Here is a 15,426-nt window from a genome sequence, read left to right on the forward strand (position 1 = left end):
CCGTCCCCTTTCAGGGCCTGGTCACGGCATCGAGTAGCGCCCGGTGTCCACCCGCCGCCCCAACGCCAGGTACCCCGCCGCGGCCACCGTGCCGAGGACCGCGCAGCACCCCCAGAGGGCGCCCCGGCCGGCGTGGTCCAGCAGCAGCCCGCCGGCGACCGGCCCGAGGAAGGAGGCCGCCGACCAGGCCAGCGAGTTGACCCCCTGGTAGCGCCCGCGGGTGCTCGTCGCCGAGAGCTCGCTCACCAGGCTCATGCTCGTGGGTGCCTGGATCATCTCGCCGAGCGTCCAGACCCCCACGGTGGCGGCGTAGTAGAGGGCGGAGGAGCCCGCGAACGCGGTGAGGCCGAAGCCCGACCCGGTGAGCAGCGCGCTGACCAGCAGCAGCATCCCCCGGTGCTGTCCCTTCGTCAGGCGGGTCACCGGGATCTGCAACAGGACGATCAGCAGACCGTTGATCCCGATCACCACTCCGTACTGCGTGCTGGTCAGCCCGGCCTTGCCCATGTCCACGGCGAGCGTCGTGTTGCCCTGCTGGAGCATCAGCCCGAAGGCGAAGGTCAGCCCGACCAGCGCCATGAAGCGCCGGTCCCGGAAGACCGTGCCCAGCCCGGCGCTCGGCCCACTCCCCGCCCCTTCCCCCACCCCTTCCCCCGGCCCTTCCCCCGGCCCGGCGGCGTCCCGCTGCGGCTCGACGGGCCGGGTCTCCGGGACCCTGGCGAAGACCACCACGGCGCAGAGCAGCGTGGACAGGGCATCCACGAGGAAGAGCACCCGGTAGTCGTGGGCGGCGACCAGCCCTGCCAGCGCGGCCGATACACCGAACCCGATGTTGATCGCCCAGTAGTTCAGCGCGAAGGCACGGGCCCGGTCGGCGGCCGGCACCAGGTCCGCGATGATCGCGGACGTCGCCGGTCGGGAGGCGTAACTGCTCAGACCGACCAGGAACGCCGTCGAGGCGATCGCCAGCTGCCCGTCGGCGAGACCCAGGGCCGCCGTGGTGAGCGCGGTGAGCAGCTGGGCGGCCAGCAGGGTGGGCCGCCGGCCGATCCGGTCCGCCAACACACCGCCGACCAGCGCGGCGATCGCCGAGCCGAGGCCGATGAGCGAGGCGACCACCCCCGCGTACGAGGCCGAATAGCCACGGTCCGCGGTGAGGTAGAGCGCCAGGAACGTGACCACACCGCCGAGCCGGTTGACCAGGGTCGCGGCCCAGAGCCACCAGAAGGCACCCGGAAGCCCGCCGAGCGACTCGGCGACCGAACGGTGGAACCGGACGATCGGACCGGCAGGGGCAGAAGCGGTCATGGGGCGGCTCCCGAGCGACGAACGCCCGTCAGACGGTGGCGACACCCGCCGGAACAACCACGCACCGAGACGGGGACCCAGGCGGCCAGGCCACCCGAACCGGCCCCATCCTGCCCTGCCCGAGCCACCCCCGCACGTCTCGGCGAGTCGCTCGATTCCCGCCCGCCCCCACCGCCTCGAACGTCGCAGCGCCCCGCCCGCCCCGGGGACTACTTCGCGCCGGGCGCCGCGTGATGGATCTCGGTGATCCTCGCGGCCGCGTCGAACCCGAGGACCGGGTCGGGGCGGTCGGAGAGCAGGCTCTCGTACAGCGGCCGGTAATGGGCCACCTTCCGGGCCGTCCGACCGTCCGTCCCGAAGGCGGCGAGCAGGTCACCGTCCCGGGCTGCGAAGCCGGTCATGGAGGTGTGGTCGATCCACACCTCCACACCCGCCCGGCCGAGGACCAGGCTGCTCTCCTTGCTGCTGGAGCCCGTGAGCCAGCTGCTGCGCAGACGTGCGGTGCCCGACTCGCCCCGGGACCGGTACTCGGCGGTGCACCACGCGCTGGCGCCGCCGTCCAGCTGCCGGGCGGAGGTGAGCGCCGTGAGGTCGACCAGGCGGGTGAGCATGCTGAGCTGGTTCACCCCGGAGTCCATCCAGCTGGAGCCGTAGGACTCATAGGCACCGGCGCCCTTGAGGACGTAGGGGTCGTAGAACGCGGAGGTGACGGCCGTGACGGGCCCCCACTCGGGATGCTCGGCGAGCAGCTCCGCCGCCCAGCCGACCTCCGGCGAGAAGGCGAAGTGGTGCGCGGTGAACAACCGGCCCCGCACGTCGACCGCTTCGTCCAGCGCGCGAAGCCGCCCGAGCGAGGCGAGGTCGTGGACGAGGGGTTTCTCGACCAGCACCTTGGCCGTGGAGAGCCGGAGAGCCTGGGCCGCCAGCTCCGCGTGCGTGTGCGTGGGAGTGGCGAGCACGAGCAGATCGGGTCGGTGCTCCGCGAGCGCGTCGTCCAGGCCGGCGTGGTGACGCGGGGTGGTTCCACGGAACGAGGGCGGTTCCGGCCGGTTCGGATCGACCGTGAACTCGACCAGCACATCGTCCCGTTCGGCCAGGACCGCGAGATGGGTCTGCGCGATGGTGCCGACGCCGACAAGGCCGACGCTTACGAGGTCAGTCATCAGACTCTGCTTTCTCCGGACGACTCGGCCGAGGTGCGGGGGCCGGGGAGCGTCATCGACGTGTCACCACCGCTGCCCAGCGGCCCAACGACGCGACGGGGCCGTCCACCCAGCCGACGGCGGGCAGGTGCTCCGCGGCGGCGAGGGAGCCGTCGATCCAGGAGGTCGCGATGGGAACCCAGTAGGTGTTGCCGCCGGACGTACGGGTGCGCGCATCGAGCTCGGATCGCGTGCGACGAGCACCTTCGTGGTCACCGGCGAGCACGCCGAGGAGGATATCGGCCACGTCCGCCAGGTTGTGGCCGCCCCGGTAGGCGATCCCGTCCGCAAGGTGCCGGGTGTCTCCCACCGCGGACCGGGCAGCGCCGACGTCGCCGGCCATGGCGTGGGCCACCGCCTCGGCGGACCGGAGCTTGACCAGTTCGACGGGGTTGGGCACCAGGTCGAGCAGTTCCCGGGCCCGGCCCGCCGCGTCGGCGACGGCTGCCGTGTCCCCGGACCAGCAGGCGGTCTGCGCCAGGTTGGCGAGTGCCTTCGCCTCTGCGGCGGCCAGTCCCTCGCGCCTCGCCAGGTCGATCGCCTCGTGGTAGACGGAAGTCGCTTCCTCGAAGCGGGCGTTGACCCGCCAGATGTGCCCGGTCAGCCGGAGCCGTTCGCCTTCGTCCTCCGGGCCACGGACCGGCTGTTCGTGCAGGGAGGCGAGAGCGGCCGCGAACCGCCCGTTGAGGTAGTCGAAGTCGCTGAGCCAGTAGCGGGCGGCCGCGTCGAACTCGCCCCCCACCAAGCCCCGGTAGATCTCCGCGGCCTGCGTGTAGTCGCCGTGGTTGCGCAGCGCGTGGGCGAGGTGGATGCGGACCAGCTGTGCCGTCCGGCCACCGTGCCGCACGCCTCCGGCCGCGCCGCCGAGCACCTCGATCGCCTCCTCGACGCGGCCGGTCCGGCGGAGCTGGACTCCTCGGATGGCGGCCCGGATCGCCCGGTACTCGGGGAGGCCCACCGGGCCGCCGGTAAGACCGGCGCCGAGCTCCGACCACTGGCCGGCCTCGACGAGTCGCTGGGTGGCCAGCGTCATCCAGTCGTCGAAGACACCGTGCTCGGCAGAGAGTTTGAGCCCGGTTTCGAGGGCTTGCGCCGTCGCCACCCGCCCGCCGGAGGGGCCCAGGCGTTCGCCCAGCCAGCTCAGCAGCCGGGCGGCGACCTCACTGCGGTCGCGATCCGACCAGCCGTCCGGAAGCGTCCGGTCCGCCTCGCCGATGGCCTGCCGCAACGCCACGTGCAACGCGTACGGGAACGCATAGGCGTCGTCGTGTGTCAGGAACGGTCGGCGAAGGAAGCGTGCCACGCTCCCGTCGGAGACTCCGGGTTGACCGGCGCGCAGCAGCTCTGCGCCCACCCGGTCGGTGAGCGCCGCTGTTCGGACCAGGTCGCGTTCCTCCCGGGGGAGGTCCCTGATCGACCGGGTCGCGACGGCTGTGAACGAGCCGCCGAAGTCCGCCACGGAGGGTTGCCCGCCGCGTGCCAGCAGGGCGGCGCAGTGCGAGACCGACAGGTCCAGGTACAAGGGCAGCCCCTGGCCGCCGGAGATGACGCGTTCCCGGATCTCCGCCGACATCGCGGGCTCACCGCCCCGGACGAGGGCCTCACGGAGATAGCTGTCCGCGTCGGAGTCCGACAGGTACCCCACGAGGTGCTGCCGTGGTTCGGCCGTGTCGTTGCTGAAGTGCAGCTGGGGCCAGCACTCCGGGCCGGTGAAATCCAGCTCGCCGCCCGCGCCCGAGTCGGCCCAGTCGATCCGGTTCCGGCCGGTGATGACGAACAGCACGTTCGGCATCAGATAGGCGCAGCGCTGGACGAACCGTTCCACTGCGCGATCGGCCTGGCCGTTGACCACCTCGAAGGTGTCGAGGAAGACGCACACCCGGGGCCGCCGGCCCGCCCGACCGCCCCGGGGTTGCCGTTCCAAGTCCCAGGCCAGCAGGTACGGGAAGTACGAGAGCGTCTCGTAGTCGGCGTCCGCCTCGACCAGTTCGGCGAACAGGTCGCAGTCGGCCAGCAGCCGGCCCTCCCGCACCCGGTCCCGGACGGCGCGGTACGTGACGAGCGCGGCCCGGTGGGCCAGTCCGGTCAGACCTCCCAGACCACCCGGGTCGACCTGCTTCACGGCCTCCGCGATCTGGTCGCCCAGCGCGATACTCCGCGAGGCGCGCCGCAGCGCCGGCGAGGCGTCCAGGAACTCCTGCAAGGCCTCGCCGGGGTGGGCGCGAGCCCAGTAGGAGGCCAGTGCCAGGTCGAAGGCCGGCCAACGGCTCCCCAACTGCCCCAGGGCGGCCCGAAGACGCAGCAACAGGCTCTCGATGTCGCCGGCGCCCTCCTCCGAGAGATCGATCCGCACGGTCACCACGTCGTCGCGCTCCTTCTCCCGCGCTTCGGCGAGGAGGCGGCGCTCCAACTCGTGGGAGAGCGTCGTCTTGCCTATGCCACCCACGCCGTAGAAGGTCAGCACGTTACGGCGGCCCTGCCCACGGTCCACGACCGGCGAGACCTCGGCCTCGTCCAGCATCCGGTGGAGCTCGTCGACCGACCGGGCGAACGCGGCCACTTCGTCGACCCGGTTGGTGAAGACCTGCTGAGCCGTGACGGTCGACGAAAGGCCGCTCATGAATGCAGCCCTCAGGTTCACCCGTGCCATGCGGCCTCCTGGCGTGCGTCGAGCCCCGGTCGGTTCGGCGGCATCTCCCGCAACAGGATGCCGTGCTGAAATCTTGTCAGTGATTGATGCGGCGCCACAATCTCGCCCATGGGGTTTTCAGGCGGCCGACCCCGTGCGCTCCTCGGCCACGACGATGGGGCGCGGCGGGGCCTCGGGTAGGCTCCCCGAGCATGTCTCAACCTGCGTGGCGTGCCGCATCCGCCGACTGGTCGATCCGCCGGGGTACGGCGTCGAAGGGTTACGGCACGTCAAGGAGCCTGATACCGGCGCTGGATGCCGTACGCATCGGACTGCATCGTGGCGCCCGCACCCTCGGAATGGGACCGTCCGATTCTGGCAGGAGTGCCTTCCCCGGGTGTGCAGCCCGATGACCACGCTGACCGTGGAGGAGATCGTCACGCCGGCGTTGCGGCTCGCGGGCGGGCTGCGCCGGCCCGCCTCGGGGCAGGTCGCGGCGCGCATGACGCACCTGGGCGCGTGGTGATCCGCCGCATCCGGAGGCTGGTCCGCCTCGTGGTGCCGGAGCGCAGGGACCTGTCGCTGGCGTGGAGCACGATCAAGGGGCGCAAGGGCGGGTTCGTCGGCTCCTTCGTCGCGATCGCCGCGGGCTCGGCGGTGATCACCGCGTGCGGGATCCTGCTGATGTCGGGGCTCAGCACCGGGGTGGCCCCCGAGCGCTACTCGGGCGCGGCGGTGATCCTCGGCGCGGAGCAGTCGTACTGGCTGGACGAGAGCTCCGAGGTCCGCTACAGCGAGCGCGTCACGCTGCCCGCCGACAAGGTCGCCGCCGTCGCCGCCGTGCCCGGTGTCCGGTCCGCCGTCGGCGATGTCGGCGTCGAGGTCGGCGTGCTGGCCCCGGACGGCCGCGCGGTGGGCGGCCCGGACGGCTTCCCCGTGGTCGGGCACGGCTGGTCCGCCGCGGTGCTCGGGCCGTTCGCGGTGCGTGCGGGCAGCGCGCCCGCCGGGCCCGACGAGGTCGTACTCGACGCGGGCCTCGCCGCGCGCGCCCACGTGTCGCCCGGCGCGACGGTGCGGCTCGTGGTCGGCTCGGTCGCGTCGTCGTACCGCGTGGTGGGTGTAGCCGCGCCGGAGGGGGGCGCGTTGGGCCGCCAGTCCGCGGTGTTCTTCACCGACGGCCGGGCGGCCGAGCTGTCCGGCCGCCCGGACCGGGTGGACGCGATCGGTGTGCGGGCCGGGCCCGACGTCACCCCGGAGCAACTGGCCGGCAGGATCACGGCCGCCGTGCCGGGCGTGGTGGCCCACACCGGCGCGGGGCGCGGCAATGTGGAGTTCTTGGACGTGGGCGACGCCCGCAGCCTGGTGGTCGAGACGTCGGCGTCGTTCGGCGGCACCATGGTGCTGATCGTGGTGTTCGTGGTGGCGAGCACCCTCGCGCTGTCGGTGCAGCAGCGCAGGCGCGAACTGGCCCTGCTGCGCGCCGTCGGCGCGACGCCCCGGCAGATCCACCGGATGATCGGCGCCGAGATGACCCTGGTGTCGTTGGCGGGCGCCCTGGTCGGCGCGATCCCCGGCGTCGTCATCGCGTTCGTGATGCGCGGCGCGTTCGTCCTCGCGGGCGCGATGCCCGCGGACTTCCGGATGGACGTGGGGTGGCTGCCCTTCCTCGCCTCGCTGGCGCTGTGCATGACCAGCGCCCGGCTCGGCGGCTGGCTGGTCGCGCGCCGGGTGTCCGGGACCAGCCCGGTCGAGGCGCTCGGGGATGCCGCCGTCGAGCCCGGGAGGATCGGCCGGGTCCGGCTGGCCATCGGCTTCCTGCTGATCCCGCTCGGGCTGTTGCTGACCTCGGGCCGGGTGGCGGTGTCGGGCGACTCTGCCGCCGACACCGCGGCGAGCGCGGTCCTGTTGTTCGTCGTGGCGCTGGGCTGTGTCGGCCCGCTGCTGGTCAGAGGCGCCGTCGTGCTGTTCGGCCCGCGCCTGAACCGGCAGTCCACGGCCCCCGGCTTCCTCGCCCAGGCCAACGCGCGGGCCCATGCGCGGCGGCTCGGTTCGGCCGTCACCCCGCTGGCCATGGGCGTGACCTTGGCCGCCGTGCAGGTGTTCGGCGCCTCCACGACGATCGCGGCGTCGCGGGACCAACTCGACGCCGGCCTGCGGGCCGACCACGTGCTGACCTCGTCGTCCGGCGCCGGGGTGTCCCCGGAGGTCGTGGACGCCGTGCGCGGCGTGCCCGGCGCCGCCGTGGCGACGCCGGTGGCACGGATGCAGGTGCTGCTGACGTTCCCGTCCGAGGACAGCACCGCGACCAAGGTCTTCGCCGCCCAGGGCGTCGCGCCCGAACGGCTCTCCGAGACCATGGACCTCCGGGTGGTCGACGGCGACACCGCGGAACTGCGCGGCGAGACGGTGGCGTTGAGCCGGGTCGTCGCGGACACCGTCCATGCGCGGCGCGGTGGGACGGTCGACCTGCGGCTCGGTGACGGCACGGCGATCAGGCCGCGGGTGGTGGCGGTCTACGAGCGGGGCCTGGGCTTCGGGGACGTCACCCTGCCCAACGACCTCGTCGTCGCGCACACCACCGCGCGGGTCGACACCGCCGTGCTGGTCAGGTCCGCGGACGGGACCGACCCGAAGGCGCTCGCCGACGCGCTGCGCGGCGCCGTCGGGCGCTACCCGACGGTCCAGGTGGGCGGCCAGGAGGCGTTCAAGGGCGCGCCCGGGGGCGGCGGTTCGGGTGGCTGGGCGCTCAACCTCCTGTTCCAGACCGTGCTGTTGGGCTACATCGCCATCGCCGTGGTGAACACCCTGGTGATGGCGACGGCGGCGCGGGTGCGCGAGTTCGCGATGCTGCGACTCATCGGCGCCAACCGGGCCCAGGTCCGCGCGATGATGAACGGCGAAGCCAGGATCGTGGTCTTCTCGGCGCTGCTGTTCGGTCTGTTGGCGACGATCCCGCCGCTGGTCGGCATCAGCCTCGGGCTGACGAGGTCACCCGTTCCGAGCGTCTCCCCCGTCGGCCTCGTCGCGATCGTGGCGGTCACCGTCGCGCTCTCCTGGGGTTCGATCGCGATGGCCACCCGGTCCGCCCTGCGGCCGGCGCCGGTCGACGCGATCGGCGGGCGCGAGTGAGCCGCCCGGCGAGCGGCTGATGCCGCCCGCGGGGCGGGACTGACAACGGCTCCTGCGGCCTGCGGAGTTGGGCCGGCGGTGAGTGGTTCGCCCGGCGGCCGGAATGCCGATGCACGGGGCTTGAACATCCGGGCTTCGAAGCTGCCAGACTGGGAGCTGCCGGACTGGGAGCTGCCAGACTGGGAGCACGGCTCAGGGGCGGATGGCGACGGCCCCGTAGCAGGAGGCCGCCGCGTCGGTGATGTGCTCGGTGTCGTCCGCAGGCGCCGGGTGCCAGCGCGGAGTGGCGGCGACGCCCGGCTCCATGAGGTTCCACCCGGTGAAGAACTGCGCGAACTCGTCGCGGGTGCAGGCGGCGACGGGGGTTCCTGCGGCGGTGTAGACCTGGATGAGCCGAGCGGTCTCCTCGGCGGCGAAGTCCTGCGTGAAGTGGCTGATCACCAGCGCGGAACCGTCGGGCAGTTGTGCCTTGAGGCCTTCGGTGATCCGCTGGGCCTCGAACGGCACGAAGTGCAGCAGGGCGTTCATGCTGAGCGCTATCGGCTGGGTGAAGTCCAGGATCGCCCGGGCCGAGTCCAACAGGTCTGCGGGCTCACGCACATCGGCCTGCACGTAGGCGGTGACGCCCTGTTCGGTGCCGTGCAGAAGCGCCTTGGCGTGGAGGAGCACGATCGGGTCGTTGTCGGCGTAGACGACCTTGGCGTCCGGTGCGACGGACTGCGCGACCTCGTGCAGGTTCGGCGAGGTGGGGATCCCGGTGCCGATGTCGAGGAACTGCCGGATGCCGGCCTCGGCGAGCAGGTGCGTCGACCGGCGCATGAAGGCGCGGTTGGCGCGCGCGGCGGAGCGGGCGTAGGGGAAGACCGCCAGGGCCCGGCCGGCGGCCTCACGGTCGGCGGGGAAGTTCGTCGTGCCGCCGAGGTAGTAGTCGTACATCCGCGCGGAGTGCGCCAGGTGTATGTCGAGGTTGACCTCTACGTCGTCGGTCCCGGCGGTGCCGTCCGTCATGCGTTCCCCCTGAGTCATGCGTTCCCCCTGATGCATCATCGACTCGCCCTGCGCAGGACAGGACCGATCCGCGCCCGCGCCACCGTGGCGAGCGGTGGCGAACCCTGGCGCGGCCCCTTCCACTATGCCCACACGCCCGAACGGCCAATCAAGGGCCGCTGCCGGTGACGACGCGACCGTGCAGCAGGACGACCGAATCAGAGCATGTAGTGACCCACTCCGACCATGTTCGAGCACAGTATCTCCATCATCCGCCGCGCCTTGTGTCTGATCTCGAAACACCTTGCCGCGGTTTAACATCTCGGCATCCAATCCGCCTTAATGTTCCTACCAGGGAAGCGAGTTCCCGCTGTGACCGCCGTACGGCCATGGGGTTCCACCACGGTCGGCGGCCCGCACCGGACGGCAGCCGACAGGCGTGCCGCAGGGGAGGAATGGGACGTGACCGAGAGCGACTGGGTGGTCGGAGGCCGGGACCGCCTGACGTTCGACGCGTTCTGCGACACGCACGAGGGGGCGTGGAGCGGGTTCGCCCGCGCGCGCCTTCGCGACGACGACGCCGCACACAGAGCGGTGGAGATCGCGAAGGTCCGCGTGTGGAAGGAGTGGCCGCGCATCCTGCGCGAGCAGATCCCGCCGTTCCACGCCTGGACGATCCTCAAGGAGGAGATCGGCGCCGCCTTGGCGGAACTGATGATGAACGGCGAGCCGCTGCCCACCCAGGCGAGCGTCCCCGGGTGGGTCTACGCGGTGCGGATCGCCGCCGAGCGGGCGCAGCACCTGATGGAGAGCGAGGGCAGCCACGAGCAACTGTACGTCGCGATACGGAGGTTGTCCGAACGGCGGCACGACGTGATCGTGCTGCGGTACCTCCTCGACCTGCCGGACGAGCAGATCGCCGACTGCCTGGGGACGACCGAGGCCAACGTCCGTTCGACCGCGAGCCAGGCCCTCGACCGTCTGGCCGCGGCGCTCGGCGGCCGACGCGGGGAGAGCCGGTGAGCACCGAACACGACCGGGCCCTGCACCCGAACATGGCCGGCATCCACGTGCCCACCCGGGCCCCGCGGCCGCAGCCGGGGGGTACGGGCGTCTCCTGGGAGCGGCTGCTGACCGCCCCGAGTCCGCTGTCCTCCGAGCACAGGCAGGCGGCCCACGAACTCGACCTCGCCGCGTCCCTGGTCCTCTCGATGCCGTCCGCCGCGGCCTCCCTGGGCCTCCTCGTCAACGGCGCGCAGATCCACCCCGAGGGCGCCCTCGTCCTCGGCGCGCTGCTGTACGTCGCGGGCCATCGCGACGGCGCCCAGTTCTGGTGGCAGTTCGCGGCCGGCGGCGGTTCCTACACCTCCGCATCGTTCCTGAGCCTGCTGCACCGCAGCCTCGGGGAGTTCCTGGACGCGGAGGTCTGGCGCCAACAGGCCGAAGCACTGGCCACCAAACCCCGCCCGCCACAGCGCGTCCTGGGCACCCCTCACGCACTGCTGCCGGCCCAGGTGCTCACCGACATCCTCGCCCGGTGCCACTACGGCCTCGACGTGAAGCTGCCCCCCCGCCTCGCGGCCGTGATCCACCAACTCCCCGTCGCCGCCGACGACCCCGAGTACGGCGAACTCCCCCAGATGAGCAGCACCCTCGTCCGCGACCTCACCGACGAACGCTAGCGACCACACGAACCCCCGCCTCCCCCAGGGGCGGACGAGAAAAGGCCCCCGGCCGGCACTGCACGAGCAGTGCCGGCCACGGCGCCCGGGACGAACCGAATGCACCGTAGATTCGGCATGGATCGGCGAGGCCCGGGAGTTGCTGTTCGTACAGCTCGGTCACCCAGGCAGGAGCCCTGACATCGGTACCCTCCGTGCCAACTCAGACCTCCATGCCCCTGACCAGCGCGTTTCCCTGGAGCGGATAGGCTGGCCACCTGAACGGAGCCTGTTCATGGCCCGGCGTCGCGCGCTTCTGGCAGCAGGGAGGTGAAACGGTTGCTCTACGTTCCGCTATGGGGTAGGGAGAATGCCGCGAGCCGCGAGCCGCGAGCCGCGAGCCGCGAGCCGCGAGCCGCGAGCCGCCTGAACGGCTCTGTGGGATCCTGCGGTCAAGCGGAGGTGCACGATGGATCCCGATGAGCGCATTCACGTCCCCGTAGGGGCGGGTGCCGACCGCTGGCGAACCTTCGATGGCGAACGGACCGTGGTCGTGGCCGCGCGGACAGTCACCTCGCTCGTGCGCGTCCTGGACGTGGTTCCCGAGATACTCCACGACGACGCCCGGATCACCGTGGTCTTCGGCTACGACCCGACGTCGGCCTTCAACGACGGTGTCCTCGACCTGCTCCGTTCACTGCGCTGCCGCACCATGCCCTGGCCGCAACTCGCCGAGTGCGATCCCGACCTGGTGATCTCCGCTTCCGAGAACCTCACCGTCCCACCGGGCGACTACCCGATCCTGGTCCTGCCCCATGGCATCGGCTTCCAGAAGCAGGTCCCCGACTCGGCCAGCGCGGGCACCCGTCTGTCCGGCCTGGTTCCGGACGCGCTGTTGGCGGCCCGCCGGGCCTGGCTCGCGGTGTCACACCCCGCCCAGGAGGCCCAGCTGGCGTCATTCCACCCCGGTACGGCGGGCAGAACCGTCCTGGTGGGCGACCCCTGCTACGACCGGCTCCTCGCCAGCGGCCGATGGCGCGAACGATACCGGTCCGCCCTGGGCGTCCTGCCGGGCCAACGCCTGGTGCTGGTGACCTCGACCTGGGGCACGGAGTCACTGGCCGGACGCCACCCGGGTCTGCCCGCCGAGTTGTTGGCCCAGCTACCGGCCGACGAGTACCGAGTCGCCCTTGTCCTGCACCCCAACGTGTGGTCCGGGCACGGCGCTTGGCAGGTTGGTGTCCTCCAACGAACCGCGGTGGAGGCCGGACTGACCACCACCGACCCGACGAACGGCTGGCAGCAAGCCCTGGTCGCCTCGGATCTGGTGGTCGGGGACCACGGTTCGGTGACCATGTACGGAGCAGCGATCGGACGCCCCGTATTGCTCGCCGCCTTCGGCTCCGAGGCCGTCCCCGGCACGGCAGGCTGGGCTCTGCGTACGGCCGCACCCCGGCTGGACACCGCGCGGCCCCTACCCGGACAACTTGAGGCGGCACTCGCCGATCACCGCCCGGGCCGCTACGAGCAGGTCACCTCCGAGGCGTTCGCCGCCCCCGGCGAGGCACTCCCCCGGCTCCGCGAGACGGTCTACCACCTGCTCGGCCTGGCCCGGCCCAAGCAGCCCCCCCGTACCGCCCGTGCCTTTCCGCTGCCGGCCCCGGGCGCGGCACCGCCCTGTTCCCTGCTGGTCCACACCACGATCACCAGACGCCGGAACGACGCGATCGAGGTGGACTTGCGCCGCTTCCCGGCCGCGCTGGTCGGTGAGCTGGCGGAGACGGCGGACTCGTTCCGGCATCTGGCCTGCGACGTGGACGAGCCGGACACTCGACTCACCGAGAGTGCCACCACTATCCTGGCCCGCTCGTCAGTCTTCGCCGCCGACGACGGTCGGCGGCGGATCACCGAATTGCTGACCGACTTCCCCGGCGCGAGGCTGGCCGCGGTGTCGGCCGAGAACGGGTGCCTGGTCGGCCTGCGCGGCGGCAGTACAGTCGAGGTCACCACCACCGCTACCGCTACCGCTACCGCCAGACCGTGCCCTGACCCGGGAGCGGCTGCCGCGGCGGTATACACCTGTCTGCGCCTCGGGGTACCACCGGACGGCATCGCAGTGACGCTGCGTTGCGGAACCCTCGGTCAGGAGCTGCTGCTCCGAACGCACCACCCGGCAGCAGTCGATCAGCCCCTGGCGAGTCGGGACAGGACTTCCGCCGCCCGGGGACTGCCGCCTTCCTCGTAGACCGCGAGCGCCCTGCGCAGGCAGTCCCGCACCTCGGCCGGGTCGTCCAGCAGGTCCGCGAGGTCCTCAAGCGCCCGCGCCTCGTAGTGGGACGCCTCCTCCTCGCGCAGGCCGATGACCGCCTGCCGCAGATCGGCCACTGCCCCGGCACGATCCCCGAGCCGCGCCCTCGTCCGCCCCAGGTCCGCCAGCGCCCGCGCCGCCATCCGCGCGTCGCCCCGGGCGAGCAGGTCCTCCCTGGCCAAGGCGAGACCGGCCAGGGCGGCGGCATGATCGCCGCCGACGCTCTGCGCACAGCCGAGGAAGTAGCGGGCGAGGGCAGCCCCGCGCCCTTCCTCGGCCTGGAGGTTGAGCGCGAGCGAGGCACGGTACGCGTCGATCGCGCGAGCCGGATCATGCCGGTCCCAGTACCGGCCCAGGAACTCCTGCACCGAGGCCTGGAGGACGAGGTGGCCCGACTCCACTGCCAGCTGGTCGGCAGCCTCCAACTGCGTCCACGCCTCGTCGTCCCGACCCAGGTCGAGCAGCGGCCGGGAAAGCAGGCTGCGCAGCCTGGCCTCGGCCGCCGGCTGCCCGTCGCGCGCCGCGGCGGCAGCCCCCAGTTCCAGGGATTCGCGCCAGTCCGCCAGGTGTCGGTGATGCAGGAAGAGCACAGTGAACACCTCGGCCAGCTGCCACACCTGGCGGTCGAAGCCGAACGTCCCGGCAGCCCTGATCACGGCGAGGATGTCACCTCGTTCGGCTTCCAGCCAGTCCAGGGCATCCTGCCGGGGACTTCCCGTTGTCCCGAACGGCCCGGCGCCGTCGGCGTCCGCTCCGGAGCCACTGGTTCCGAGGACCTCGGCGGGCTCGGTGATCCTCAACCGATCGGCCCGTACGGCGAGATCTGCCAGGACGGCCAGGGCGCGGTAGTGACCGCTGACCCGGCGGACCACCTCCCGCTCCGTGCCGGGCGGGTCGAGCCGACGGGCCATGTCCCGTGCATGGAGCCGGACCAGACCGTGCATCACGTACCGTCCGTCTTCGGTCCCGGTCAGCAGGCTCGCCGCTTCGAGGGTGTCCAGTGCCTCCTGCGCAGCCTCCCGGGAGTACCCGGAGGCCAGCGCCACCAGCGCGGTGTCGAAAGCCCGATTGGGAAGGCAGCCCAGGATCCGGTAGACCCCTGCACCGGTGGTGGGGAGGCCCCGGTAGACCAGTTCGAGTGCTGCCGCCATGGTGCGCTCCTCGTGGCCGGACGACTCGGCGATCCGACGGAAGCGGTCCTGCTCGTCGGCCAGTTCACCGACCAACGAACCGATCGTCAATCGCCGGTGGGTCACCAAACGGGCGGCACACAGCCGCACCGCCATCGGCAAGCCGCCGCACAGCCCGACCAGTTCGGCCGCGGCCTCCGGCTCGGTCTCGACTCGCCGCTCCCCGCAGAGTGCGGCCAGCAGTTCCAGCGAGCTCTCCTGGTCAAGCACATCGAGCTGGAGTAGCGCCGCCCCGTCGAGGGCGAGCTCCCCCAGCCGCCAGGTGCTGGTGGCGAGCACCGCGCTGCTGGCTCCCTGCGGCAGTAGGGCAGTGACCTGGGCCGGGTGGCTGACATCGTCGAGTACCACCAGCATCCGCCGGTCCGCCGACAGGGTGCGGTAGAGCGCCGCACGGTCGGCAAGCCTGGTTGGTAGATAGGGGTCGTACACGCCGAGACCGCGCAGGCACATCGCCAGCGCCTCTGAGACGTCCCCGCTGGCACCGCCACCCAAGGCCCCGAAGTCCACATAGAACTGGCCGCCCGGAAAGCGTTCCTGATGACGGTGGGCCCACTGGCGGGCAGCGGCGGTCTTCCCAATGCCGGGAAGACCGCTGAACACTCCGATGGGACATCCCTGGGCGTCCTCCCCGCCCGCTAACGCCCTGTCCAACTCAGCGAGCGCCCACTCACGGTTGACGAAGCGGCGCGGCGGCCGGGGCACCTGGTCGGGGCGCTGGCGCGCCGTCCCCGGCCCCGGGGACGGCGCCGAGTGGTAGTTGAAGGTGATGCCGCCATGGACGCTGCCCACTTGCGCGAGTTGGCCGTGCACGGTCCCTGGCAGGCTGTTGACCACGTGCGGTGGCACGGGGTGCTCCGCGCCCTCCGGCCCGTTCACGCAGCCCACCGCCTCTCCGGATCGCCAACGAGGTCACGTTACTGGAAGGACCGCCCGGAAGACGACGGTTCGACCGATACGAGCGGGACATGCCACACGAGGCCCACAAAGCCGAGTCCGCCACACCTCACGCGGC

Annotated in this window: 9 protein-coding genes; 4 read left to right on the forward strand and 5 right to left on the reverse strand. The window is 72.1% G+C overall.

Going from position 1 to position 15,426, the window contains the following annotated elements; translation table 11 throughout:
- Positions 1-21: 21 nt before the first annotated feature.
- The 3 genes from ACFVX9_RS15830 to ACFVX9_RS15840 all read right to left on the reverse strand — a co-directional run bounded on the left by ACFVX9_RS15830 (position 22) and on the right by ACFVX9_RS15840 (position 5,130).
- The gene (locus tag ACFVX9_RS15830) at positions 22-1,308 is read right to left on the reverse strand and encodes an MDR family MFS transporter (protein WP_387982069.1); all 1,287 of its coding nucleotides are present in this window, start codon (positions 1,306-1,308) and stop codon (positions 22-24) included.
- A 209-nt stretch (positions 1,309-1,517) separates the two neighbouring features.
- Positions 1,518-2,471 (reverse strand): Gfo/Idh/MocA family protein, encoded by a 954-nt coding sequence (locus ACFVX9_RS15835; RefSeq protein ID WP_387982070.1) that lies wholly within the window; start codon positions 2,469-2,471, stop codon positions 1,518-1,520.
- A gap of 52 nt (positions 2,472-2,523) precedes the next feature.
- Positions 2,524-5,130 carry a tetratricopeptide repeat protein gene (locus ACFVX9_RS15840; RefSeq protein ID WP_387982072.1) on the reverse strand — a complete coding sequence of 869 codons (2,607 nt, stop codon included), beginning with the start codon at positions 5,128-5,130 and terminating at the stop codon, positions 2,524-2,526.
- Between the two features lie 528 nt (positions 5,131-5,658).
- Here ACFVX9_RS15840 and ACFVX9_RS15845 point away from each other — a divergent pair.
- Positions 5,659-8,268 carry an ABC transporter permease gene (locus ACFVX9_RS15845; RefSeq protein ID WP_387982073.1) on the forward strand — a complete coding sequence of 870 codons (2,610 nt, stop codon included), beginning with the start codon at positions 5,659-5,661 and terminating at the stop codon, positions 8,266-8,268.
- 192 nt (positions 8,269-8,460) lie between these two features.
- Here ACFVX9_RS15845 and ACFVX9_RS15850 read toward each other — a convergent pair whose 3' ends face one another.
- On the reverse strand, positions 8,461-9,276 hold the full coding sequence (locus ACFVX9_RS15850) for an SAM-dependent methyltransferase (RefSeq protein WP_380370665.1): 816 nt from the start codon (positions 9,274-9,276) through the stop codon (positions 8,461-8,463).
- A gap of 441 nt (positions 9,277-9,717) precedes the next feature.
- Here ACFVX9_RS15850 and ACFVX9_RS15855 point away from each other — a divergent pair, with 441 nt between their 5' ends.
- From ACFVX9_RS15855 to ACFVX9_RS15865, 3 genes are all read left to right on the forward strand, one after another.
- A complete protein-coding gene (locus ACFVX9_RS15855) occupies positions 9,718-10,278 on the forward strand; it encodes an RNA polymerase sigma factor (RefSeq protein WP_387982074.1) in 561 nt (186 codons plus the stop codon).
- Positions 10,275-10,937: a hypothetical protein gene (locus tag ACFVX9_RS15860; protein WP_380486097.1), complete on the forward strand. Its 663-nt coding sequence runs from the start codon at positions 10,275-10,277 to the stop codon at positions 10,935-10,937. Before ACFVX9_RS15855 ends, ACFVX9_RS15860 begins: the two co-directional genes overlap by 4 nt.
- 532 nt (positions 10,938-11,469) lie before the next feature.
- A complete protein-coding gene (locus ACFVX9_RS15865) occupies positions 11,470-13,161 on the forward strand; it encodes a hypothetical protein (RefSeq protein WP_387982076.1) in 1,692 nt (563 codons plus the stop codon).
- Here the strand turns inward: ACFVX9_RS15865 and ACFVX9_RS15870 are convergent.
- Positions 13,101-15,260: an NB-ARC domain-containing protein gene (locus ACFVX9_RS15870; protein WP_380370675.1), complete on the reverse strand. Its 2,160-nt coding sequence runs from the start codon at positions 15,258-15,260 to the stop codon at positions 13,101-13,103. The genes ACFVX9_RS15865 and ACFVX9_RS15870 overlap by 61 nt on opposite strands.
- Positions 15,261-15,426: the final 166 nt, after the last annotated feature.

Origin of the sequence: Kitasatospora sp. NPDC058243 (assembly GCF_042882025.1) — a bacterium.
Lineage (GTDB): Bacteria > Actinomycetota > Actinomycetes > Streptomycetales > Streptomycetaceae > Kitasatospora.

What these genes read in the sequence shown, in the direction of transcription:
- ACFVX9_RS15830 (WP_387982069.1), bottom strand. Translation starts at nt 1,308, where the DNA reads ATGACCGCTTCTGCCCCTGCCGGTCCGATCGTCCGGTTCCACCGTTCG.
- ACFVX9_RS15835 (WP_387982070.1), bottom strand. Translation starts at nt 2,471, where the DNA reads ATGACTGACCTCGTAAGCGTCGGCCTTGTCGGCGTCGGCACCATCGCG.
- ACFVX9_RS15840 (WP_387982072.1), bottom strand. Translation starts at nt 5,130, where the DNA reads ATGAGCGGCCTTTCGTCGACCGTCACGGCTCAGCAGGTCTTCACCAAC.
- ACFVX9_RS15850 (WP_380370665.1), bottom strand. Translation starts at nt 9,276, where the DNA reads ATGACGGACGGCACCGCCGGGACCGACGACGTAGAGGTCAACCTCGAC.